The sequence below is a fragment of the Streptomyces sp. NBC_01294 genome (assembly GCF_035917235.1).
In the GTDB taxonomy this organism is placed as follows: domain Bacteria; phylum Actinomycetota; class Actinomycetes; order Streptomycetales; family Streptomycetaceae; genus Streptomyces; species Streptomyces caledonius.
This window is the reverse complement of sequence record NZ_CP108423.1, coordinates 5,277,937-5,299,668: the sequence shown is the minus strand read 5'-3', so window position 1 is coordinate 5,299,668 and position 21,732 is coordinate 5,277,937. Positions and strand designations below refer to the sequence as shown.

The 21,732-nt window shown below is 72.4% G+C and carries 16 protein-coding genes; 5 read left to right on the top strand and 11 right to left on the bottom strand.

What is annotated here, in order from left to right; genetic code table 11:
* Positions 1-75: 75 nt before the first annotated feature.
* The 9 genes from OG534_RS23970 to OG534_RS23930 all read right to left on the bottom strand — a co-directional run bounded on the left by OG534_RS23970 (position 76) and on the right by OG534_RS23930 (position 11,591).
* Positions 76-1,836 carry an FAD-dependent monooxygenase gene (locus OG534_RS23970; RefSeq protein WP_326590583.1) on the bottom strand — a complete coding sequence of 587 codons (1,761 nt, stop codon included), beginning with the start codon at positions 1,834-1,836 and terminating at the stop codon, positions 76-78.
* Positions 1,837-1,987: 151 nt separating this feature from the next.
* Positions 1,988-2,443 (bottom strand): pyridoxamine 5'-phosphate oxidase family protein, encoded by a 456-nt coding sequence (locus OG534_RS23965; protein ID WP_326590581.1) that lies wholly within the window; start codon positions 2,441-2,443, stop codon positions 1,988-1,990.
* A 16-nt stretch (positions 2,444-2,459) separates the two neighbouring features.
* On the bottom strand, positions 2,460-3,578 hold the full coding sequence (locus OG534_RS23960; protein WP_326590580.1) for a threonine aldolase family protein: 1,119 nt from the start codon (positions 3,576-3,578) through the stop codon (positions 2,460-2,462).
* 6 nt (positions 3,579-3,584) lie between these two features.
* Positions 3,585-4,988: an aldehyde dehydrogenase family protein gene (locus OG534_RS23955; RefSeq protein ID WP_326590577.1), complete on the bottom strand. Its 1,404-nt coding sequence runs from the start codon at positions 4,986-4,988 to the stop codon at positions 3,585-3,587.
* Positions 4,985-6,085 (bottom strand): hypothetical protein, encoded by a 1,101-nt coding sequence (locus OG534_RS23950; RefSeq protein WP_326590576.1) that lies wholly within the window; start codon positions 6,083-6,085, stop codon positions 4,985-4,987. The genes OG534_RS23955 and OG534_RS23950 overlap by 4 nt, the downstream gene beginning before the upstream one ends.
* A complete protein-coding gene (locus OG534_RS23945; RefSeq protein ID WP_326590574.1) occupies positions 6,024-7,865 on the bottom strand; it encodes an asparagine synthetase B family protein in 1,842 nt (613 codons plus the stop codon). The genes OG534_RS23950 and OG534_RS23945 overlap by 62 nt, the downstream gene beginning before the upstream one ends.
* Complete coding sequence (locus OG534_RS23940; RefSeq protein WP_326590572.1) at positions 7,853-8,866, bottom strand: alpha/beta hydrolase-fold protein; 1,014 nt, start codon at positions 8,864-8,866, stop codon at positions 7,853-7,855. The genes OG534_RS23945 and OG534_RS23940 overlap by 13 nt, the downstream gene beginning before the upstream one ends.
* Entirely contained in the window at positions 8,863-10,269 is a 1,407-nt protein-coding gene (locus OG534_RS23935; protein ID WP_326590570.1) for an MBL fold metallo-hydrolase, read from the bottom strand. Before OG534_RS23935 ends, OG534_RS23940 begins: the two co-directional genes overlap by 4 nt.
* Positions 10,269-11,591 carry a formylglycine-generating enzyme family protein gene (locus tag OG534_RS23930; protein ID WP_326590569.1) on the bottom strand — a complete coding sequence of 441 codons (1,323 nt, stop codon included), beginning with the start codon at positions 11,589-11,591 and terminating at the stop codon, positions 10,269-10,271. Before OG534_RS23930 ends, OG534_RS23935 begins: the two co-directional genes overlap by 1 nt.
* 358 nt (positions 11,592-11,949) lie before the next feature.
* Between OG534_RS23930 and OG534_RS23925 the strand changes: the two genes are divergently transcribed.
* Entirely contained in the window at positions 11,950-12,750 is an 801-nt protein-coding gene (locus OG534_RS23925) for a phytanoyl-CoA dioxygenase family protein (RefSeq protein ID WP_326590567.1), read from the top strand.
* 101 nt (positions 12,751-12,851) lie between these two features.
* Here the strand turns inward: OG534_RS23925 and OG534_RS23920 are convergent, their stop codons facing one another.
* Positions 12,852-14,129, bottom strand: coding sequence for an ATP-grasp domain-containing protein (locus tag OG534_RS23920; protein WP_326590565.1), 1,278 nt, complete (start codon positions 14,127-14,129; stop codon positions 12,852-12,854).
* Here OG534_RS23920 and OG534_RS23915 point away from each other — a divergent pair.
* Together OG534_RS23915 and OG534_RS23910 are read left to right on the top strand one after the other, a co-directional pair.
* Positions 14,098-15,408: an MFS transporter gene (locus OG534_RS23915; protein ID WP_326590563.1), complete on the top strand. Its 1,311-nt coding sequence runs from the start codon at positions 14,098-14,100 to the stop codon at positions 15,406-15,408. The genes OG534_RS23920 and OG534_RS23915 overlap by 32 nt on opposite strands.
* 73 nt (positions 15,409-15,481) lie before the next feature.
* On the top strand, positions 15,482-16,807 hold the full coding sequence (locus OG534_RS23910; RefSeq protein ID WP_326590561.1) for a nucleotide disphospho-sugar-binding domain-containing protein: 1,326 nt from the start codon (positions 15,482-15,484) through the stop codon (positions 16,805-16,807).
* Between the two features lie 93 nt (positions 16,808-16,900).
* On the opposite strand, the gene OG534_RS23905 is transcribed toward OG534_RS23910, so the two are convergent.
* Positions 16,901-18,445, bottom strand: coding sequence for an alpha/beta hydrolase (locus OG534_RS23905; RefSeq protein WP_326590560.1), 1,545 nt, complete (start codon positions 18,443-18,445; stop codon positions 16,901-16,903).
* Positions 18,446-18,608: 163 nt separating this feature from the next.
* Here OG534_RS23905 and OG534_RS23900 point away from each other — a divergent pair, with 163 nt between their 5' ends.
* Together OG534_RS23900 and OG534_RS23895 are read left to right on the top strand one after the other, a co-directional pair.
* Entirely contained in the window at positions 18,609-18,965 is a 357-nt protein-coding gene (locus tag OG534_RS23900; protein WP_326590559.1) for a VOC family protein, read from the top strand.
* 186 nt (positions 18,966-19,151) lie between these two features.
* Entirely contained in the window at positions 19,152-21,545 is a 2,394-nt protein-coding gene (locus OG534_RS23895; RefSeq protein ID WP_326590557.1) for an excinuclease ABC subunit UvrA, read from the top strand.
* Positions 21,546-21,732 lie beyond the last annotated feature (187 nt).

Sequence of the window (21,732 nt, the reverse complement as noted above, 5' to 3'; positions counted from 1 at the left end):
GGCCGTGCCCGAGGATCGGGCACGGCCACTTCTCGTTTCCCTGTCAGCGGTCGGCGGTCAGGGCGGGTTCGGCGGTCAGCGGTCCAGGAGGGCCGCGAACACCTCGGCCAGGATCTGCTCCGGGTCCTCCCCGGCGTCCGTGCTGCGCCAGGCGACGTGGTGGTCGGGGCGCACCAGGACCGCGCCGGCGTCGGTGATCTGCCGGACGGCCTCCCACCCGCCGTCCACGTCGGCGTACTCGGCGCCGGTACCGGCGGCGCCGATGCGGGCCGTGACGAGCGGGACCGAGAACTTCTCGGCCACCAGCGCGGCCGCCTCGCACCACGGCGTGCCCTCGGGGCCGGTGATCAGCGCGAAGCCGGTCGTGCCGGTGAGGTCGAGCGTGGACAGGCGCTGTCCGTCCCGGGTGATCCAGGCGTGCGGCAGCCGGTGCCCGGGGCGGGACGTCGGCCGGTGCACGTTCCGCATGGGGACGCGGGCCGGCCGCTCGGTGCCGTCGGGGACGAGCGCGCCGTCCTCGTAGCCGAAGCCGACCTCCATGTCGAGCGACTGGCATCCGCCACGGTGGGTGTGGAAGATCTCCAGTGCGCGCGCCCGCACGGTGTCGCCGAGCGGGGACGGGTCGAAGTACGCCTCCAGCCGCTGCCCGCGGCGCCCCGCCGGTATGTTGTGGCCGGCTCCGATGGCGTCGATGACCACCTGGTGGTGACCGGCGGCGGAGACCGCCCAGTCGACGTTCTCCCGGCCCACGGGCCGGCGTTCGGCCTCGTAGGTGTCGATCAGGCTGTCGGGCGCGCCGCCGCCCAAGACCGCGGCCAGCTTCCAGGCGAGGTTGTGCGCGTCCTGGATGCCGGTGTTGAGGCCGAGTCCGACGGCGGGCGGCTGGCGGTGCGCGGCGTCACCGGCGATCAGCACGCGGCCGACCCGGTAGCGGTCGGCGAGGTGCGCGTGCACGATCCAGTCCGTCACCTTGTGGACGGTCACCTCCAGGTCCGGCAGGCGCAGGAGCTCGCGGATCCGGGGGATGACCGTCTCCGCGTCCCAGCGTCCGGGCGGGCCGGGGGCGAAGTGCAGGCCCCACTGCTCGCAGGCCTTGCCCCAACTCGGCCCCATCTCGATGAGGTTGCTGGAGAGGTCGGGGTCCTCCGGGCTGAGGAAGTGCGTGATGAGCGTGCCTTCCTCCCACCACTGCGACAGGTCGGCGGAGAAGTACGCGGTCGTGGTGTTGACCAGTCCGGGCGGGCCCTGCATCTCGATGCCGACCGCGGGGCCGACGAACCGGCCGCCGTCCGCGCCGATGAGGTACTGCGCCTTGACCGTGGTGGTCTCCCCGGTCTCGACGTTGCGCAGCTCGGCGAGGACGTGGTCGCCCTCGTCGGAGAAGGTGGTCAGCTCGTGGTGGAAGAGGATCCGCCCGGGATTGCGCTGTTCCGCGTGGCGGCGCAGGATCGGCTCGAGCCACATCTGCGGCAGCTTGGCGGGCAGGACGGGCCCGACCGCCGCGTAGGTCTCCTCCAGTTCGCCGCCGCCGAAGGCGTCCATCTCGTGGATCAGGCGCCGGTCCATCGGACCGTCACCCGCGAGCGTGGTCTGCCAGCGGACCTTGCCGAACATCTCCAGGGGCGCCGCCTCCGCGAGGACGTCCTCGGCGATTCCGTGCTGCCGGAAGATCTCCATCGTGCGCTGGTTGAGATAGTGCGCCTTCGGAATCCTCGACGTGTCCGGGTGCCGTTCCACCAGCAGATGATCGACGCCCTGGTCGGACAGGAAAACGGAGGCGGACAGACCGCATCCGCCACCGCCCACGATCAGGACCGGAACCTCGATTGCTTCCATATTCGCCCTTCCAGAAATTGACGGATGCCTTGCCTTCGCAGCCTGGCAAGGCCGTCTTCAGCTCTGGTCAAGAACGACTGGACTCCGCCCGCGCCGGCCGGTCCCGCGGACGGGGCCGGCCGGCGCGGGCGCGCGGGCCGGGCCGCGCGGGTCAGCCGAGCCAGACGCCGTCGCGCATGAGGCCGCGTCCCGCCAGCTCGTTCGCCTCCCGCCAGGCCTGCGTCCGCTGCGGCCGGATCCGGAAGTACTGGTAGGGATCGGCGAGTTCGCGCGGGTCGAACCCGGTCTTGGCCGCGAAGGCGTCCGCGGCCTCCTGGCCGAGCTCGGCGACGTCCACCGGCTCCGCGACGCCGTCGACGATCACGACGTCGCGGGTCGGGCCGAGGCCGAGGCGCACGCGGCCGTCCGCCAGCAGGTTGCGGCCGGTGACCGAGGCGCGCGGCGTCGAGATGAGGAACGCGGACCCGTCCCAGAGGTACGAGAGCGGGATGAGGTGGACTCCGCCGCCCGAGGCCCCCGACGTCGCGACCCAGAGGTCGACGTCGTTCTCGAGCCTCGCGCGCGTGTCCTTCAGCCTCTCCTCCAGCCCACGTGGTGCGTCCGTCATGCTTCCTCCATCGGTGTCATGGAGAGTCCCCGTCCGGGAGGTCTCCGTCGGTTGCCGGCCGGGCCTCGGGCACCGTGGCCGCCACGGCCGCCAGCGCCCCCACGGCCTCGCGCACACCGATCATGTCGTGTGCCCGGTGCACGACGAAGCGCACGTATCCGTTCGGCAGCGGCAGGACGCGAACGCCGTGGCCGGCGAGGCGCTCGGCGCACGCGTCCGGGGCCAGTCCGCGCAGCCGCGCCATGACGATGTTGGTCGGCCGCGGCGGGCGCATCAGTACGGCGCCGGGCACCGAGGCGAGCCCGGCGGCGAGCGCGGCGGCCGTGTCGTGGTCGGCGGCCAGGTCGGGCAGCCGGCCGAGCGCGACCAGTGCGGGCGCGGCGACCACTCCCGCCTGGTGGAGGGAGCCGCCCAGCCAGGTCCTCAGCTCGCGGGCGCGGTCGACGTACGCGCGCGTCCCGCACAGCAGCGCGCCGACGGGCGCGCCGAGCCCCTTGGAGACCGAGAAGGCGACGCTGTCCGCGGGCTCGGCCAGCCGCGCGGGAGGGACCCCGAGCGCCACGGCCGCGTGGGCGAGCCGGGCGCCGTCGAGGTGGAAGTGAGCGCCGTACCGGTGGGCCAGCGCGGCCACGGAGCCGGTCGCCGCGGCGTCCAGGGCGTTGCCGGAGCGCATCATGCTCGTGTTCTCCAGGGACACCACGGTCGGCGCGCCCGCTCCGGCGGCGAGCAGCGCGGCCAGGACGTCGAGGTCGGGCAGGCCGTCGGGGCGCTGCTCCACCGGCACCAGCTCGACCCCGCCGAAGCGGCGCAGGCCGTCCGCCTCCAGGAACGCCATGTGGGTGTCGGCTCCGGTGATCAGCCGCGGCGCGGGCGATCCCGGCGTACCCGGCGGGCCGGACCGGGCGAGCGCGGCGAGCGGGGCGAGCAGGTTCGCCATCGTGCTGGTGGGCGTGAGCAGCGCGGCCTCGGTGCCCAGCAGTCCGGCGACCGTCTCCTCCAGCAGGGCGACCGTGGGATCGTCGCCGTACACGTCGTCGCCGACCTCCGCGCCGGCCATCGCCGCCCGCATCCGCGCGTCCGGCACGGTGCGGGTGTCGCTGCGGAAGTCGAGCCGTGGGAAAGCGGCCCGCGCCATCGCGGCCTACCGCCCCGGCCGGTGGGCCACCCAGACCGCGCGGGGCCTGGTATAGCCCTCCACCGCGTGGATGCCCAGCTCACGGCCGTATCCGGACTGGCCGAGACCGGAGACGCTGACCGACTCCTCGGTGTCGCCCCAGGTGTTGACCCACACCATGCCGGCGCGCAGGGCCCGGCCGAAGCGCTCGACGCGGTCGGCGTCCGAGGTCCAGACCGAGGCCGACAGGCCGTACGCGGTGTCGTGCGCGAGGGCCAGCGCCTGGGCGTCGGTGTCGAACGGCACGACGGACAGCACCGGGGCGAACAGCTCCTCGCGCCAGGCGCGGCCGTCGGCCGGCGCACCGTCCACGATGACCGGGTTGACGTAGAACCCTCCGTCGAGATCGTGCAGGACCCCCGAACTGCCGGGCGGCAGGATCACCTTCGCGCCCCCTGCCACCGCCTCCTCGACCACGTCGGCCGCGCGGTCGGCGGCCGCCCGGCTGATCAGCGGGCCGAGATCGGTGCCCGGGTCCTGCGGCGGGCCGACCCGCAGGGCGGCGGCCAGCTCGGCCACGCGGCCGACGAACTCGGTGTGCACGGCCCGGTCGACGATCAGGCGCGTCCCGGCCACGCACATCTGGCCGGTGTTGCCGGTGAAGCCCGTGACGACGGCCCGCGCGGCCGCGTCGAGGTCGGCGTCGCGGAAGACCACGACGGGGCTCTTGCCCCCGAGCTCCAGGGAGACGGGCCGCAGGCCCTCCGCGCAGCGTCGGGCGACCTCGCGCCCCGCCGCCGTCGAGCCGGTGAAGGAGACCATGCCGACGGCCGGGTGGTCGCACAGCACCCGGCCGGTCTCGGCGCCGCCGTACACGGCGGTGAGCACGCCCTCGGGAAGGACCGCGGCGGCGCGGTCGACGAATCGCCGGGTGGAGAACGGTGTCTCGGGCGCCGGCTTGACGACGACCGTGTTGCCGTACGCGAGCGCCGCGGCGATCTTCCAGACGGCCAGCAGGAGCGGGTAGTTGTTCGGGGCGATCGCCGCGCACACCCCGACCGGCACCCGGTCGGTGTAGGTCCGCATGCCGGGGCCGCTCGGGTGGGTCTCCCCCACCGGGTACCGGGCCGCCGCCGCGAACCAGTCGACCACCCGGGCCGCGAAGTCCACCTCTCCGAGGGCGCGTGCCGTGGGCTTGCCCGCGCCCTGCCGCTCCAGTGCCGCGAGCTCGTCGCGGTCCTCGCGCAGCAGGTTCCCGAGCTCGCGCAGGAGGCCGGAACGGCCGGCCGGGGAGGTGTCGGCCCAGACCCCGCGGAACGCGGCGTCCGCCCGGGCCACGGCGTCGGCGACGCCGGGCGCACCGGTGTCCGGCAGGCGGGTGACGGCCCGGCCGGTGGCGGGGTCGAGGACCGGCCGGCCCGCGGCGCTCATCCCAGTACCTCGGCGTTGCCGGCGAGCCGCAGCGCCGCGTCGATCTCGGCGACCAGGCCGAGGAACGCCTCCCGCCCCAGGTCCGTCCCCGCGCTGCCGAGCAGCCTGAGGTCGTACCCGTCGGGGTGCTGCCACCAGGCGTCGCAGGCCCCGTACCGGGCGTCGACGTAGCCCAGGTGCACCGGGCGGCCGTCGAGGTCGCGGACCTCGACGGCGGCGGGGTGCTTGTCCCGCGCCGGCGGGAACGCGAGGCGCCCGCCGCCGGTGCGCTGCGCGGTCAGGCGCAGTTCGCCGCCGGACGGCGAGGCGTAGACGACGTCCAGCTCGCGCACGTCCGCCCCGTCGCCGAACGTCGCGGCGCTGTCGGCGCGGAACCCGCCGGCCGACACCGGCACTCCCTGCTTGGTGAGGAACGCGGTGACGTCCCCCGACGGGATCCAGTCGCCCTCGTGGTCCCGCCCGCGCCGGTGGAAGGAGAAGACGCCGGTGGGCACGGACACCATGTCGGCCGCGTGCCGGGCCCAGTAGCTCAGGCCGCGGAACGGTGTGGCCAGCACGCTCGCCACGACCTCCGGCACGGCCGGCCGCAGCGCGGCGAAGAGCGCGACGATCTCCTCGTCGGAGAAATCACCCTCCAGCACCGAGAGTTCGACCGTGGTGCGGGCCATCCGGGCGCTGCCGGCCCGGTGGCCGAGGTAGTCGGTCCCGAGCCAGGCCACCCGGCCCTCGCCGATCTCGAACGGCCGGGTCTCGCTGCCCCACAGACACGGGTGGTCCGCGGCGGGGAAGGCCCAGTCGTACAGGAACTGCTTGAGGCGCAGCCTCCGTCCGCCGCCGGAGATCTCGGTGCGGTAGCCGGACGGGTTGGCGTCGCTCCACGGGCTGCGGCCCTCGGCGTCGACGCGCCCGGGGGGAGCCTCCCGGCGGATGGTCCCGACGCTGGTGTCGCAGCCCTCGGGCAGCGCGGACGGCCGCCACACGACGAAGTTGCACCCGTCCTGGGCCGCCTCCTCCGCGATCACCGGGGGGACCGGATCAAGATCGGCCGCGCTGCCCAGGATCTGCCAGCGCCACTGCGGGACGGAACTGCTCACCATGACTCCTCGGATCGGTCGTGAACTCCGCGAGGTGGTCGAGCCAGGCGGAGGTGGAGGCCAGGAACATCCATTCCCCGACGCCGAGTTCGGCGCGGAGTGCGGCCGGAACGGGCGGCAGCCCGAAGGGGGTTCCGATGCCGTCGGCGAGTTCGGTCAGCCGGCGGACGTAGCCGGGGTCGGCGGGGCTGGGGAAGCCCTGCTTGCGGCGCAGCCGCACCGATTCGGGCAGCAGGTCGCCGAGCGCGGCCTTGAGGAGCCCCTTGTGCGTGCCGGGCTTGTTGGTGTCCTTCAGGTGCTCGGGGCAGCGGAAGGCCAGCTCGGTGAGGGTGACGTCCTGGAAGACGGGCCGGTCCTCCAGGGTGAAGGTCGCCGAGGTGACGTCCACCATGTCGTTGACGTACACGAGGAAGCGCCGCATGAGGTGGTGCCGGCCGCGCTTGAGCGGGGACGCGGTCTTCAGCGCCCGGTACTCGTCCATGGTGCGGGCCCAGACCCGGTCGGTGACCTCGGTCATGTCGACGCCGAGTTCCTGGGCCATCCAGCCGACGAGCCGGGCCCAGACGGGCCGTTCCTCGGCGTGCAGGAGGTGGGTCAGGTAGTGGCGCCCGTGGATGTAGGTGGGGGCGAGGGGGTCGACGACGGGGAAGTAGCGGCCGTCCTGGTAGCCCCAGAGCTCGTCGGCGCCGTGCCCGGAGTAGACGACCACGTTCCCGTCGGCGGCGATGGTGCCGTACAGGTGGTGCATGGCGAGTTCGGCGCCGTGCAGCAGCGGCCGCATCAGCCGGGTGGGCAGGACCGGGACGAGGCGTGCGGCCGTGCTCTGGTCGAGGTCGCAGACGGTCAGCGGGACGCCGAGGCGTGTCGCGACCTCGGTGGCGTAGGTGACGTCGTCGCCGGAGCCGCCGATGCCGTCCTGGTAGCGCAGGACGTAGCCGTCGATCGGGGTGCCGTTCGCGGTGAGGCCGGCGACGATCGCGGTGCTGTCGACGCCGCCGCTGAGGACGGCGGCCCGGGGCACGTCGGAGACGGACCGCTGCTCGACCGCCCGGTCGAAGGCGGCCCGGATCTCGTCGGCCTCGATGGGCTCGTCGACGGAGATCGGCTTCCAGTAGCGGTGGGCGCGCAGGTGCGGCCGGTCGATGATCAGGTACTCGGCGGGCTGGAGGGACCTGATCCCGCGCAGCCAGGTGTGGTCGTCGGCCGCGTCCATCCGGATCCAGGAGCGCAGCACGAACTCCTCGGGCTCCACCTCGGCGGTGATCAGCCCGGTGCGCAGCAGGACGCCCTGTTCGGAGGCGAAGACCAGGCCGCCGTCGACGTGGGCGTAGAACAGCGGCTTGACGCCGAAGTGGTCGCGGGCGAGGACGACCCGGCCGGTGGTGGTGTCGTGCCAGGCGAGCGCGAACATCCCGTCGAGGGGCCGCAGCGCGGGGCCGGGCTCGTCCTCGCGGCAGATCTGCTGGAGGACGAACTCGGTGTCGCAGCTGGTGCGGCGCGGCCACAGCGGCGGCGCGGGCGAGCGGGAGCCGTAGACCTCGCCGTTGTGGACCAGGACGATCCGGCCGGTGGGGTCGGTCATGGGCTGGTCGCCCGCGTGGGAGCGGTCGCGGATCGCGAGGCGGGTGGCGCAGAGCATGACGGTGCCGCAGTCGGAGACGTACGGGGCGCAGGAGCCCTCGCCGCGGTGGGCCATCGACTGCGTCATGGTGCGGCCCAGGGCGTCCAGCCAGGCGGGGTCGCGCCGCCCGTCGAGGCTGATGAAGCCCGCTATACCGCACACGTGCCGACCGTCCTTTCCGCCCAGACGTGGCGGAGTTCCGCCAGGGCGTCGGTGAAGACGTGCTCGATGCCGTGGTGGCCGCCCTCGTGCTCCCGGTACTGGTGGGGCACTCCGTGGGCGTCGAGGGCGGCGTGCAGGGCGCGGGCGCCCCAGTGCATGCCGTAGTCGTCGCGCTGCCCGACGCTCAGGTGGAGGTGGTCGAGCCGGCCGAGCGCGTCGGCGTGGTCGTCCAGCATCCGCACGGGGTCGTGGGTGAGCCAGCGCTGCCACACCTCGTCACGGAAGACGCCGGTCTCGGGGTCGCAGGGCAGCGCGTCGGACGGGCTGGTCCACGGCTCGTCGGCGTAGCACATGCCCATCGCGATGATGCTCATGGCGACCATGAACGGGACGTCGATCGGGCCGGTGGAGCGGCGGGCGAGCAGGGCGTCCATGCCGCCGGCGGCCCTGATGGTGTCGAGGGCGCGCGGGACGAGCGGCAGGTAGCTGTGCTCGAACCCGGCGTCGGGCGAGCAGGCGATCACCGAGCCGAAGAGGTCCGAGGTCATGCCGGCCACGAGCGCGCCGTAGCCGCCGCTGGACTTGCCGCCGACGGCGCGCCAGCGCGGCTCGGGCCGGGTGGCGAAGCGCCGGTCGACCTCGGCGACGACCTCGGCGAGGTGGCCGGCGTAGCGGCCGGAGGATGCGGAGTCGATGTACTGGGAGCCGCCGTAGGCGGTGGTGCCGTCGGGCACGACGAGCAGGGCGGGCGGCACCCGGCGGTCCGTCATGGCCTCGCGGAGGCGGTCGGCGACGGAGGGGCCGAAGGCGAGGGCCCTGCCGGAGAGGCTGGGGTGGGCGCCGAAGCCGGGCAGCCAGTAGACGACGGGGAACGGGCGGATGCCGTCGTACCCCGGCGGCAGGTGCACCTCGACCCGGCGGTGGTACGGGTCGCCCAGCGGGTTGTCGCGCAGGCAGTCGCTCTCGTGCTCGAACACGACTGTTGCGGGGGCCTCGCTCATGCGCGGCTCGCCTCCCGGAGCTCCCGCTCGACGTGGCGGGTGTAGAAGGACGGATGGTGGAAGACGGCGGAGAGCAGGACGCCGTCGCTGGCCCACAGGCCGAAGGAGCTGCCGAAGAGGAGGTCGGCGCCGAGCAGGGCCTCCAGGGTGCTCGCCGCCGTCTCGGTCCAGCCCTCGGCGCCGGTGACGTGGTCGCGGGCGGGGCCCGCGCCGAGTGCGGTCACCCGGCCGGAGACCGGGTCGAGGAGGTAGGAGGTCTCGTCGCCCGTGTCCTCGTACAGCGAGACGACGTGCCGTCCGGCGCCGTCGTCGAGCGCCCGGTACCAGTAGTCCGTGGCGACGAGCAGGTCGAGGAGTTCGCGGAGCATCTCCTCGGCGGGACGGCTCTGTTTGCCGTACCGGTCGAGGGAGGCGTCGAAGGGCGGCACCACGGTACCGGGGTCGAGCCGCACCGCGGCGTAGACCGCGTCGAAGTCGTACGCGTCGGGTGCGACCGGCCCGTCGACCAGGGCGGCCTCGCCGTCGGCCACGGAGAGGACCTGGCCGGGGCCCCAGAGCAGGCCGTCGCGGCCGCGCTCGGCCAGCCGCTCCAGGGCCTCGGCCGGGGTGAAGGGGAACATGGTGCGGTTGCACCAGTCGTAGTCGCGGTCGGTGTCGCCGCTGACGCGCCAGCCGAAGGAGGAGGGCACCGTCAGGCGGGCGGGGAGGCTGTCCACGTACCGGTCGAAGTTGGCGACGGCGCGGGCACGCACGCCCTGCGGGTCGGTGAGCGGGCGGCGTTCGGTGAGCACGCCGGGCGGCGAGATGCTGTGCGTGGGCACCAGGACGACGTCGAGCCGCGGCGCGTCCTCGCGCCGGAAGGCCTCCACGGTCGCCTCGTGCAGGAGCGCGTCGCCGCAGACCATGACGGCCGCCTCCGCGGTCTCCACCAGCACGCTCATCTCGGGGAAGGAGACGGCGGACGGGAAGGTCCGCAGGGTCGCCCCGCCCAGGGTGACGGTGTCGCCGGGCGTCACCGGGTGCAGCCGCTCGAAGCCGAAGCGGCGCAGCGTCCAGGAGATCGCCTGGTGGCCGAGGCCGGAGGCGGTCAGCGTCGGCGGGACGGGGCCCGCGGGGTAGACGCAGGTGACGCCGGCGCTCTGGCGCGGGCTGTCGTCGAAGTCGACGTCGGCGCCGTCCACCAGCCGGCCGAGCGAGGGGAAGTGGTGGTGGTCGAAGTGGTGGTGGCTGAGCACCACGTAGTCGACGCCGTCGTCGAGGACCCGGCGGACCAGGTCGTCCTCGAGCGGCGGATGGTGCTCCCAGAAGCGGTCCAGGCGCTGGGTGAGCCACGGGTCGAAGAGGATCCGCTCCGTCCCCGTCTCGACCAGGACCGCGGCGTGGCCGAGCGATGTCAGACGCATCAGCCGGCCGTCTCGTACACGCACCGGAAGCCGACCTCCATGTGCCGGTCGGTGATCAGGTCCTTGCCCCGGTAGAACGTGGTCAGGCAGGCCGGCGGGGAGGTCCAGGTGCCGCCGCGCAGGACGTGGAAGGCCTCCTTGCGGTTCATGAAGTCCAGCGGGTGGCGTCCCTTGAAGAAGGGGTCCATGTCCTCGCCGGTGTAGAAGTTGGTCCGGGTCAGCTCCCAGACGTTCCCCGACATCTGCAGCACGCCGTACGGGCTGGCGCCCTGCGGCAGCGCGTCCGCGGGCAGCACCGGACGGGCCGGGTTCTCCCCCTGCTCGATGGTGACCAGCAGCGCTTCGAGGGAGTCGAGGTCGGCCACGGCCTCGCCGAACGACCGCTCGACGTAGTTCACGCGGTCGGGGTCCCACTCCTCGCCCCACGGGTAGCGGCGGCCGTCCACGCCGCGCGCGGCCTTCTCCCACTGGGCCTCGCTGGGCAGCGAGCCGCCGGCCCACTTCGCGAAGGCGTGGGCGTCGTACCAGTCGATGCCGACCACGGGGAGTTCGGGGGCGTTGAAGCGCGGGTCGTGCCAGTGCGCGGGACGGTGCGAGCGCTCCAGCGGCTGGTCCGGGTGGTCGAACCCGCCCGAGTCGCCGACCTCGTCCAGGAACTCGCGGTAGCGCGCGTTGGTCACGGTGGTGCGGTCGATATGGAAGGCGGGCACGTCCTCGGCGCGCAGCGTGGTGTCGTCCTGCGCCATGCGGAAGGCGTCCGGCTGCTCGTTCGCGCCGATGATCGCCGGTCCGCCCGGCACCAGGACGACGTCGTCGTTGCGCCGGGGGCGCTTGCGGGCGGCCTCGATCCTGGACCGCATCTCGGTGAAGTACTCGTCCTCGAGACGGCGGAGTTCGGCGGGGTCACGGGTGCCGAAGACGGCGATGAGGGCGCGCTTGGTCAGCGCCGCGCCGCAGCCGACGGGCTTGCGGGCCCAGTCGGGCCGGGTGAAGTTGCTGGGCCAGCCGGAGATGCGGATGAGGTCGGGGACCGCGGCGGCGATCCGGTATTCCGTGATGACCTTGAGCGCGGTGAACGCGACCCAGTCGACCGTGTCGTGCGTCGCGGCGGCCACGGCGGCGTCGGCGGCGGGGGCGCCCGCGTGATGCTTCGCCAGCAGCCGCACCGCACCGGCGCGCACCGGCCACTCCGGGTGGGTGACCACGAGGCTCTCCAGCAGCGGCACGCCGTCGGCGGCCTGGCCCTTCTCCTCCGCCAGGGCGACGACACGCTCCACCGACGCCCAGTAGCGGTCGTCGGCGGAGTCGTCGATCACCAGCATGTCGGCGGGAATGTCGATGACTTGTGAAACGCGATTACCTACCATCTCAACCTCTCTCAGGACGACGAGCCGCCCGTACGGAATTCGATCCGTACGGGCGGCGCATTTCGCTGATCAGCGGACTACCACTTGCTGGTCTCCTGCTGCGCGTCACGGGTCTCGATAAAGTCACGGTCGCTCATTCTTCACTCCCTTCTTCGTGTTGTTCTCATGTGGCCTACTGGCCTCATGGACCGAAAGCATAAGCACGGCGCGGAACACGCGACAACGGCCGGCGCCGCGAACGAAGAGAAAGAGCATTCTGCGATATGTGGGAGTAGGTTCGCGGCGATCCGGACGTAAGGAAAGGGACAGAAGAATGGTTGACAGCGATTCCCGTGACCTGCGGGAGAACGGGTTCGTACGGCTCCCCGGGCTGGCCGGCGGCGACGCGCTCGCGAGGCTCCGCGGCGCGGTGGGCCGGCTGGAGGAGCTCACGCGCGAGCGCACGGTCTCGACCGGGGACTTCGTACTGGAGGCGCCGGGCATCGGCGGATGGGCGGCCTGGCAGCAGGGCGGCGCCGGGGCCCTCACGGGGGTGCTCCGGTCGGCGGACCGCATCCACGTGCACGTGCCCGAGTTCGACGCGGTGCAGCGGGAGCTGGGGCTGGCCGACGGGCTGGTCGCCGGAGCGGCCGGCGGCCCGGGCGAGCTGATCAACGCCTTCCTGTGGGCGAAGCCGCCCGTGGTGGGCTCGGCGAAGCCCTGGCACCAGGACATGGCCTTCGCGCCGCCCGGCTTCGCCGCGCGGGAGCAGGGCATCGTGACGATCTGGATCGCCCTCGAACCCGCCACCGAGCGCAACGGCTGCCTGGAGTTCTTCCCCGGCTCACACCTGCTCGGGCTGCTCCCGCACACCGGGGACCGCGAGCGCCTGCCGGGCGAGCCGCCGCGGGAGGGGGCGGTGGAGCCGCACGTCGCGGACGAGCACCTGCCGAGGACGGGCGAACCGGTCGCCATGCCCCTCGACGCCGGTTCGGCCGTCCTGTTCGACGGTCTGGTGCTGCACCGCTCGGCGCCCAACACGACGGCGACCGAGCCGCGCACCGCCGTCAGCTTCGTCTACAAGGTGCCGCAGCCGTCCTGGGCACGGCGGGAGCCGGCCGCGGCCCGGCCGTGACGTTCGACTGCGGCGGATCCGCGGTCGAACGGCGGGGTGCGGCCGGCGGGGTGCGGCCGGCGGGGTGCGGCCGGCCCGCCCGTCCCGTCCGTCCCGTCCGGTCAGGCGCGGGCCGCGTGGTCGAGGACGTAGAACGCGGCGCCGTCGAGGTGGCGGATCGTGTTGAGGTCGCGCTGCACGACCTCGTCAAGGTCGTGCAGCAGCGTCACGATGACCGGGTAGGTGAGGTCGTCGACCGTCGGGTGGATCTCCTGGCCCGGTTTCACCGGGGTCGCCAGGGCGTGGAAGCTCTCCAGCTCCTCGATCTCCTCGATGCCGCGGTACGCGCCGAGCACGCCCTCCACCGGCGAGACCATGCCGGCGATCGCGCTGTAGCGCCGCACGTCGTACGGGATCGCGGCCCGGGCGTGGAACCGCTCGGGCCGCAGGTAGGCGTCGACGGTCCACTCCAGTTGCGACTCGCCGATGCCGAGGCCGGCGCCGGCCGGGATACCGCCGCCGGCGATCCGGGCGCCGACCTCCACCAGGCACGGCCCGGTCGGGGTCATCCTGATCTCCAGGTGGGCCGGCCCGTACCGGATGTCGAGGGCGTCCAGGACCTGGAAGGCGTACTCCGTCAGGGGCTCGACGACCCGGCTCCCCGAGTCGATCAGCGAGAGGGCGTCGCAGAGGTCGACGACCCCGTTCGCGCTGACCCGGCTGGTCCGCCAGACGTCGCACACGTGGTGGCGGCCGTCCCGGCTGACCGTGTTCACCATGTACTCGGTGCCCGGCAGGTACTCCTGCGCCACGGCCCCGTTGTTGGGCTGGGAGAAGACGTCGTCGGCGTCGGCGAGGGCCAGGAAGGCGGCGACGGACTCCTCGGGGGTGTCGCAGAAGGAGACCCCCTGGCTGCCCGCGCTGCGCGGCGGCTTCACGACGACGCGCCCGCCGAGCCCGCGGTGCCAGGCGGCGAGTTCGTCCGCGTCGGTGGCCCGCAGCTGGCGGGCCGCGCGGAGCCCGGCGGCGCGCACGGTCTCGACCATCAGGTGCTTGTCGCGGCGGGCGGCGCTGAGGGCCGTTCCGTTGCCGGGCAGGCCCAGGCGCTCCGCCAGCAGGTCCGCGAGCTCGACCCCGACCTCGCCCCCCGAGATCACCGCGAGCGGGGCGAAGGCCGCCACCGCCTCGACCGTGGCCGCCAGGTCGCCGTCGTGGACGATGTCGGCGACGAAGTCCTCGGGGACGAAAGGAGCCGACCGGTAGACGAACGGCACGTCGGTCGTGCTCTGCACGCGGACGACGGAGCACCCTTGCTCCCGGAATTCCAGAACGAGTGAACGGACTGCCGCATAGGCATCGACGATCACGATGTACGGGCTACCCTCAATGGCTGCTGTCATATGTTCAACGATAGACAGACTTTCCCCTCGCCGAAATCTGTTCAGCTCTGCCATCCTCCAGCCCTTGGAGGGGTACCTGATGACACTTTTTCCTGCTCGTTTCCGCTCGCCGCATTTCACTCCCGCATTGCTGTTCGTCAACACCTGCGGGAGTTTTCTGCTTCTCGTGAGCCTGTCCACGCACGTGGGGTCGGTCACCGGATCGGGCCTGCTCGCCGGCGCCGTGCTGAGCGCGCCGTGGCTGCCCGCGCTGCTGCTGGCCGGGCCGCTCAACCGGCTGCTCGCCCGGCGCGCCCCGGAGCGGCTCGTCCGGCTGGCCGAGGCGGCGAGCCTGGTGCTGACCGCGGCCGCCCTCCTGGCGCCGGGCCACGCACTGCTCGCGACCGCCACCGCCCTCGTCCTCGCCCGCGGGTTCTTCGAGACGGTCACCCGCTCGGCCACGTCGGTCGTCCTGCGCGGCGCCGTCGCGGCGCAGCGGCTGGACCGGGCCAACACCGTCGCCGAGATCGGCAAGCTGACCGGCCTCAGCGTCGGCGCGGCGCTGGCCGGGCCGGCCGCCTCGGTCTTGCCGCTCCGGGGCCTGATCGCGGTGAACGTGGCGACGCTGGCGCTCTCCGCGCTGCTCGCGTGGGCGCTGCCGGCGCCCTCCGGGGAGGCTCCCGAGCGTGCCCGGGACGCCGCGGGTTCCGCAAGCGGTACGCGGCTTCGCGTCGAGGACCCGGTGCTGCGCCGGCTGTTCGCCCGTTTCCTGCTCGTGGCGTTCTGGCAGGGCTTCCACACGGTGGCCGTCACCGTGATCCCGCTCCATGTGCTGGGTGGCGGAACCCGCCTGGTGGGCCTGTTCGTCGCGATCTCGGCGGTCGCCGTCTTCGCCGGCTCGCTCGCCGCCCTGCCGGCCCAGCAGTACCTCGGCCGCGTGCCCTCGTCCGTCTGGGCCGTGCTGCCCATGCCGCCGCTGCTGGCGGCGGTCCTGGTCGGCAGCACCGCCCCGACGCTCGTGCTGTACGCGCTCTTCCTCGTCCTCTTCGAGATTGCCTACGTCCACTACAACAACCGGCTGCTGGCCGCGGCTTCCGCCGAGGAGCTCGCGTCCGTGGTGACGCTGCGGGCCACGCTGCTTCCCTCGGGCGTGGCGGTGTCGATCCTGGTCATGGGCACGCTCTGCGACCTGGTGGGCCCGCTGCCCGCGGCTTTGGCGGTCGCCGCCGTCACCTTCGCGGTCACCGCCGCGACCGGCGAGACCCGGCAAACCTGGAGAAGATCCGTAGCCGACGCGTGAGCATGATGGCAGGGGCTCGGAAAGCGTGGCGTCGCCCGTGAACTCCCCACCCCTGAAGCTAAGGAAGTCCGTCGTGCGCGTTCTCATTGTGCCGTTTCCCTTTAAGACGCACCTGTTCAATCTGATTCCGCTGGCATGGTCCCTCCAGACGGCCGGGCACGAGGTCCGCGTGGCCGGATGGCCGGACCTGCTCGACGACGTCACCGGGGCCGGGCTGACCGGCATCGGCGTCGGCCCCGGCGAGAGCGCGGAGTTACGCCGGGCGCGCGACCAGCAGGCCCAGCGCGAGAAGAGGACCGCGCCCGCCGCGGCAGCCTCTCCGCAGGGCGGCCTCGGCCCGCTGTTCGACGTGCGGCCGGACCGCGACCGGCTGAGCTGGGAGCAGGCCACCTGGGTCTTCGACAGCCTCGTTCTCCCGCAGGCGCGGCGGTCCAACGACTCGATGATGGAGGACCTGGTCGGCTTCGCCCGGACCTGGAAGCCCGATCTGGTGCTGTGGGGCGCGAAGGCGTTCGCCGGCGCGGTGGCCGCCGCCGCCGTGGGCGCCGCGCACGCCCGGGTGCTGTACTCGGTCGACGTCTACACCCGCATGCGCGAGGACTACCTGCACGCCCAGGCCCTGCAGCCGCCGGAGGACCGCGCCGACGGACTGCGCGACTGGCTGACGGGCTGGGCCGGGAAGTACGGCGTCGAGTACTCCGAGGACCTGGTGAACGGGCAGTTCACGATCGACCCGCTGCCGGAGGCGTTCCGTCCCGACCTCCGGCCGACCACGCTCCCCATGCAGTTCGTCCCCTACAACGGGCCGACGCTCATGCCGGCGTGGCTCGCCGAGCCCCCGCGGGCGCCGCGGGTCCTGATGACGTTCGGCGACGCGGTGAACGACGGGCCGGTGCGCCAGCTGCTGCCCGTCGAACGCATCCAGGAGATCCTCGACTCGGTGGGCGACCTGGAGATGGAGCTGGTCCTGACCCTCCCGAAGGAATCCCAGGACCAGCTGCGCGACGTACCGGCCAACACCCGCCTCGTGGAGTCCGTGCCCCTCGCCGACGTCCTGCCGACCTGCGCCGCCATGGTGCATCACGGCGGGACCTGGTCGTTCGGCTGCGCCCTGCGCTACGGCGTCCCCCAGCTGCTGGTCAGCCGGGCGTTCGACGTTCCGCTCAAGCTCCAGTGCCTCGACCGGACGGGTGCGGGGCTCGCCATGAAGCCCGCCGACGTGGACGGGCCCTCGGTCCGCGCCGCGATCGTCCGCCTGCTGGAGGACGGGACCATCCGGGCGAACGCCCGCCGGCTCCGCCAGGAGGTGCTCTCCATGCCCGCCCCCAACGAACTGGCGCGCACGCTGGAGGTCCTGGTCGTCGCCCACCGGGCCGGCGCGGCAGCCGCCGCGCGCTGACCCGCGAGGAGCGGGCCCCGCATGCTGCTCATGCGGGGCCCGCTCGGCGACGCGTGGCGTCACATGGCTTCACGTGGCGTCGCGTGCGCCGGATCAGACCGTCGGCACCGGGTCGGCGGCCGCCTGGCAGGTCGCGTCGACGCCCCACTTGGAGGACGGCCGGGTGCCGTCCCGCAGGTAGTTGCTGACGTGGGTGTTCAGGCAGGCGTTGTTGTTCGCCGACAGGGCGGCGCCGACGCTGTGGCCGCCCTGCTCCAGGATCAGCCGGGAGTTCGGGAACAGCAGGTGCGTCTCGAAGGCGCCGAACAGTCCGTGCGCGGTGTCGAACTGCGGCTGGATCAGCAGGACCTCGACCGAGCCGTTGCCGACCTTCTGCGGCGTCTGGGCGGGCGCCGGCCAGAAGGCGCACGGCGCGGTGTACCAGGCGTTGCTCCAGGTCAGGAACTTGGCTCCGATGGCGTGCTGGCTGGAGTACGCCGCGCTGTACTGGTTCCAGTCCCGCGGCCACGGACCGTCGGTGCAGTTGACCGCGTTGGTCATCGTGTGGCGGTTCTGGTGCGGGAAGCCGGGGTCGGAGAAGTTGGCCTTCAGCGAGGTCGCGTCGTTGTTGACGACGAAGTCGGAGAGGATCTTCGCGCGGTTGAGCCAGATCCAGTGGCGGTAGACGACCGGCTCGAAGACGTCGGCCCATTCGGCCGGGCCTATCTTGCCGTCGACGGGCGCCGTGCGCAGCCGGTCCTGGCCCTCGTAGTACTTCGCCTCGACCTGGGCGGCGGTCGTGCCCAGGTGGTAGACCGAGTCGTACTTGGCGACCCAGGCGAAGAAGATGTCGGCGTTCTGCTCCGACGTGAAGTTCTTGCCGAGGTGGTTCGGGAAGCCCACGCCGCCCGGGCTCGCCACGCTGTCCAGCAGCAGCCGCTGCACGCGGTTCGGGAACATGGAGGCGTAGACCGAGCCGAGGTAGGTGCCCCAGTCGGTGCCGAAGTAGGTGATCTTCTCCTGGCCGAACGCGATGCGCATCTGGTCCAGGTCGCGCGCCGCGTCCTTGGTCGTCATGTGGTTGAGCACGTCACCGTACTTCTGGCCGCAGCTCTCGGCGTACGCGCGGGCCCGGTCCACCCACGCCTGCTCGGCGGCGGGCGAGGCCGGCACCGGGTCGGGCAGGGCATGGCCCGGGTTGATGTACGAGGGGTCGCAGACGAGGGCCGGCTCGCTGGCCCCGACACCGCGCGGGTCGAAGCCGATCCAGTCGTAGGCGGCGCCGACGTCGGCCGCCAGGCCGGTGGTGCCCTTCGCGTACCGGGTGGGCAGGTCGCGGCCGATGCCGCCGGGCCACTGGCCGCGGTTGAGCACCACGACGCCCTTGTACTGGGCGTCGGCAACGGTGTGCTTGGCCCTGGTCAGGGCCAGGGATATCTTCCGGCCGGCGGGCTCCGCGTAGTTGAGCGGCACCTGTATCGAACCGCACTCCAGCCCCTTCAGCATGGGGCCGAGGTTCGGGTCGTTCTCCGGACACGGCGCCCAGGCGACGCTTCCGGCGGTCGGCGTGACCGTGTTCTCCGCCGCCGACACCGGGGCGACGGACGGACCCAGCAGACCGGCCACGATCACCGAGGTGACCAATGCGAGCTTTTTCACGTGATTCCCCTTCTGGATGCAACGCGCTCGCATCCTGACAAGGGCCTCTGCAATTCCGGTCAAAGATGGCTGGAACCCCACTGGAGTGAGCAAGAACGGAGAAGCATCACGTCTGGGAAATTCCCTACCATGCGGTAACGAGAACTCAACCCCAGGAGAGACCATGGCTGACCCTGCCGTCCAGGGAATCAAGACCGTGCTGCATCCCGTCGCGGACCTGGCAGCAGCCAAGCAGGTGTACACCGCACTGCTCGGCATCGAACCGCAGACCGACCAGGACTTCTACGTCGGCTTCGACGTCGCAGGTCAGCACATCGGACTGGTCCCGGGAGCGGGCACGCAGGGCATGAGCTCACCGGTCGCCTACTGGCACGTCCGGGACATCCAGGCGAAGCTCGCCGAGGTGACCGCGGCGGGTGCCACGGTGCAGAACGCGGCGGCCGATGTCGGCGGCGGCCGCCTGGTGGCCACCGTCACCGACATCGACGGAAACGTCCTCGGACTGATGCAGGACCGCTAAGTCGGCGCGATTCTCGAATCCCCCTCGGATCCGCCTCGAATCCCCCTTGATTCCCCGTCGAATCTCCCTCGAATCCGTCGCGAGTCTTCTTCGAGGCGTCCTCGAGGGGGATTCGAGTGCCACGCCCCAGGCTCGCCGGATGGGGGCCGGGCAAGGGCGGTCCCCATCCGGAGAGATGGAGACACGATGAGCAAGGACACCCGGACGGACGGGCAGCCGTCCGAGCCGAACGCCGCCAACAGCCACGACGTGATCCGCGTGCTCGGTGCGCGCGTGAACAACCTCAAGGACGTCAGCGTCGAGATCCCGAAGCGTCAGTTGACGGTGTTCACCGGGGTCTCCGGTTCGGGCAAGAGCTCGCTGGTGTTCGGCACGATCGCCGCGGAGTCGCAGCGGCTGATCAACGAGACGTACAGCGCCTTCGTCCAGGGCTTCATGCCGTCGCTCGCGCGGCCCGAGGTCGACGTCCTGGAAGGGCTGACGACGGCGATCATCGTCGACCAGCAGCGGCTCGGCGCGGACCCCCGCTCCACGGTCGGCACCGCCACCGACACCAACGCGATGCTGCGCATCCTCTTCAGCCGGCTCGCCACCCCGCACATCGGCCCGCCCAGCGCGTACGCCTTCAACGTCCCCAAGCGGACGGCGAGCGGGGCCATGAAGGTCGACAAGGGCAAGGGCGAGCGGATCGTCGTGAGCAAGGCCGTCTACCACGGCGGCATGTGCGCGCGCTGCGAAGGCCGCGGCACGGTCTCCGACATCGACCTCACCCAGCTCTACGACGACTCCAAGGCGATCGGCGACGGCGCGTTCACCATCCCCGGCTGGAAGCAGGACAGCTTCTGGACCACACGGGTCTACGCCGAGTCCGGCATCCTCGACCCGAAGAAGCCGATCCGCGAGTTCACCAAGAAGGAGATGCAGGACTTCCTCCACGGTGAGGCGGTCAAGGTGAAGATCGACGGCGTCAACCTCACCTACGAGGGCCTGATCCCGAAGATCCAGAAGTCGATGCTGTCCAAGGACAAGGACTCGCTGCAGCCGCACGTCCGGGCGTTCGTGGAGCGGGCGGTGGCCTTCGCCGCCTGTCCCTCATGCGAGGGCACCCGGCTCAGCGAGGAGGCCAGGTCGTCGAAGATCGACGGGGTCAGCATCGCCGACGCCTGTGCCATGGAGATCAGGGACCTGGCCGCCTGGGTGCGCGCTCTGGACGAGCCCTCGGTCGCGCCGCTGCTGGCCAAGCTGCTGTTCACCCTGGAATCGATCACGGAGATCGGACTGGGCTACCTCTCGCTCGAACGCCCCGCGGGCACCCTGTCGGGCGGCGAGGGTCAGCGCATCAAGATGATCCGCCACCTCGGCTCCGCGCTCACCGACACCACCTACGTCTTCGACGAGCCCACCACCGGCCTGCACCCCCACGACATCAGCCGGATGAACGACCTGCTGCTGCGGCTGCGCGACAAGGGCAACACGGTGCTCGTCGTGGAGCACAAGCCGGAGGCGATCGCCATCGCCGACCACATCGTCGACCTCGGCCCGCGCGCGGGCGCCGGCGGCGGCCAGGTGATGTTCGAGGGCTCCCTCGAAGGGCTGCGCGCCAGCGGCACCCTCACCGGCCGCCACCTCGACGACCGGGCCACCCTCAAGGAGACGGTGCGCACCCCCAAGGGGCACCTGGAGATCCGCGGCGCCTCGACGCACAACCTCCGGAACGTCGACGTCGACCTCCCGCTCGGCGTGCTGTGCGTCGTCACCGGCGTGGCCGGCTCGGGCAAGAGCTCGCTGATCCACGGCTCGGTGGCGCGCAGGGACGGCGTGGTGGCCGTCGACCAGTCGCCGATCAAGGGGTCGCGCCGCAGCAACCCGGCGACCTACACCGGCCTGCTCGACCCGATCCGCAACGCCTTCGCCAAGGCCAACGGCGTCAAGCCCGCACTGTTCAGCGCCAACTCCGAGGGCGCCTGCCCCACCTGCAACGGCGCGGGCGTCATCTACACCGACCTGGCGATGATGGCCGGGGTCGCCACGACCTGCGAGGACTGCGAGGGCAAGCGGTTCGAGGCGTCGGTCCTCGACTACCGCCTGGGCGGCCGCGACATCAGCGAGGTCCTCGCCATGCCCGTCGACGAGGCCAAGGAGTTCTTCGGCGCCGGCGAGGCGCGCGTCCCCGCCGCCCACCGGATCCTCGAACGCCTCTCCGACGTGGGCCTCGGCTACCTCGACATCGGCCGGCCCCTCACCACCCTGTCCGGCGGCGAGCGCCAGCGCCTCAAGCTGGCGACCCACATGGCGGACAAGGGCGGCGTCTACGTCCTCGACGAGCCGACCACCGGCCTGCACCTCGCCGACGTCGAGAACCTGCTCGGCCTGCTCGACCGGCTGGTCGACGCGGGCAAGTCGGTCATCGTCATCGAGCACCACCAGGCCGTGATGGCCCACGCCGACTGGATCGTCGACGTCGGCCCCGGCGCCGGCCACGAGGGCGGCACGATCGTCTTCGAGGGCAGCCCCGCCGACCTCGTCGCCGCCCGCTCCACCCGCACCGGCGAACACCTGGCGGCGTACGTCGGCCGCTAGAGCCCCGGTCAGGGGGTGGTCGGGGGGTGGTGGCGGGGCGATACCCGCCACCACCTCTCGGCGTTTTCAGCGGTTGAACCGGCAATCTGAAAGGTGCCCGGATTCCGTCGACTCCTTAGCGTGAATTTCACGGCATCCATCCCCCTCATCGAAAAGGGTCAATGCACATGCTTCGAGCGTGGAATTC

Excerpts from the sequence above, each read along its gene's own strand:
- OG534_RS23970 (WP_326590583.1), bottom strand. The coding sequence starts at position 1,836 with ATGGAAGCAATCGAGGTTCCGGTCCTGATCGTGGGCGGTGGCGGATGC.
- OG534_RS23965 (WP_326590581.1), bottom strand. The coding sequence starts at position 2,443 with ATGACGGACGCACCACGTGGGCTGGAGGAGAGGCTGAAGGACACGCGC.
- OG534_RS23960 (WP_326590580.1), bottom strand. The coding sequence starts at position 3,578 with ATGGCGCGGGCCGCTTTCCCACGGCTCGACTTCCGCAGCGACACCCGC.
- OG534_RS23955 (WP_326590577.1), bottom strand. The coding sequence starts at position 4,988 with ATGAGCGCCGCGGGCCGGCCGGTCCTCGACCCCGCCACCGGCCGGGCC.
- OG534_RS23950 (WP_326590576.1), bottom strand. The coding sequence starts at position 6,085 with ATGGTGAGCAGTTCCGTCCCGCAGTGGCGCTGGCAGATCCTGGGCAGC.
- OG534_RS23940 (WP_326590572.1), bottom strand. The coding sequence starts at position 8,866 with ATGAGCGAGGCCCCCGCAACAGTCGTGTTCGAGCACGAGAGCGACTGC.
- OG534_RS23935 (WP_326590570.1), bottom strand. The coding sequence starts at position 10,269 with ATGCGTCTGACATCGCTCGGCCACGCCGCGGTCCTGGTCGAGACGGGG.
- OG534_RS23930 (WP_326590569.1), bottom strand. The coding sequence starts at position 11,591 with ATGCTGGTGATCGACGACTCCGCCGACGACCGCTACTGGGCGTCGGTG.
- OG534_RS23925 (WP_326590567.1), top strand. The coding sequence starts at position 11,950 with ATGGTTGACAGCGATTCCCGTGACCTGCGGGAGAACGGGTTCGTACGG.
- OG534_RS23915 (WP_326590563.1), top strand. The coding sequence starts at position 14,098 with ATGTACGGGCTACCCTCAATGGCTGCTGTCATATGTTCAACGATAGAC.
- OG534_RS23920 (WP_326590565.1), bottom strand. The coding sequence starts at position 14,129 with ATGACAGCAGCCATTGAGGGTAGCCCGTACATCGTGATCGTCGATGCC.
- OG534_RS23900 (WP_326590559.1), top strand. The coding sequence starts at position 18,609 with ATGGCTGACCCTGCCGTCCAGGGAATCAAGACCGTGCTGCATCCCGTC.
- OG534_RS23895 (WP_326590557.1), top strand. The coding sequence starts at position 19,152 with ATGAGCAAGGACACCCGGACGGACGGGCAGCCGTCCGAGCCGAACGCC.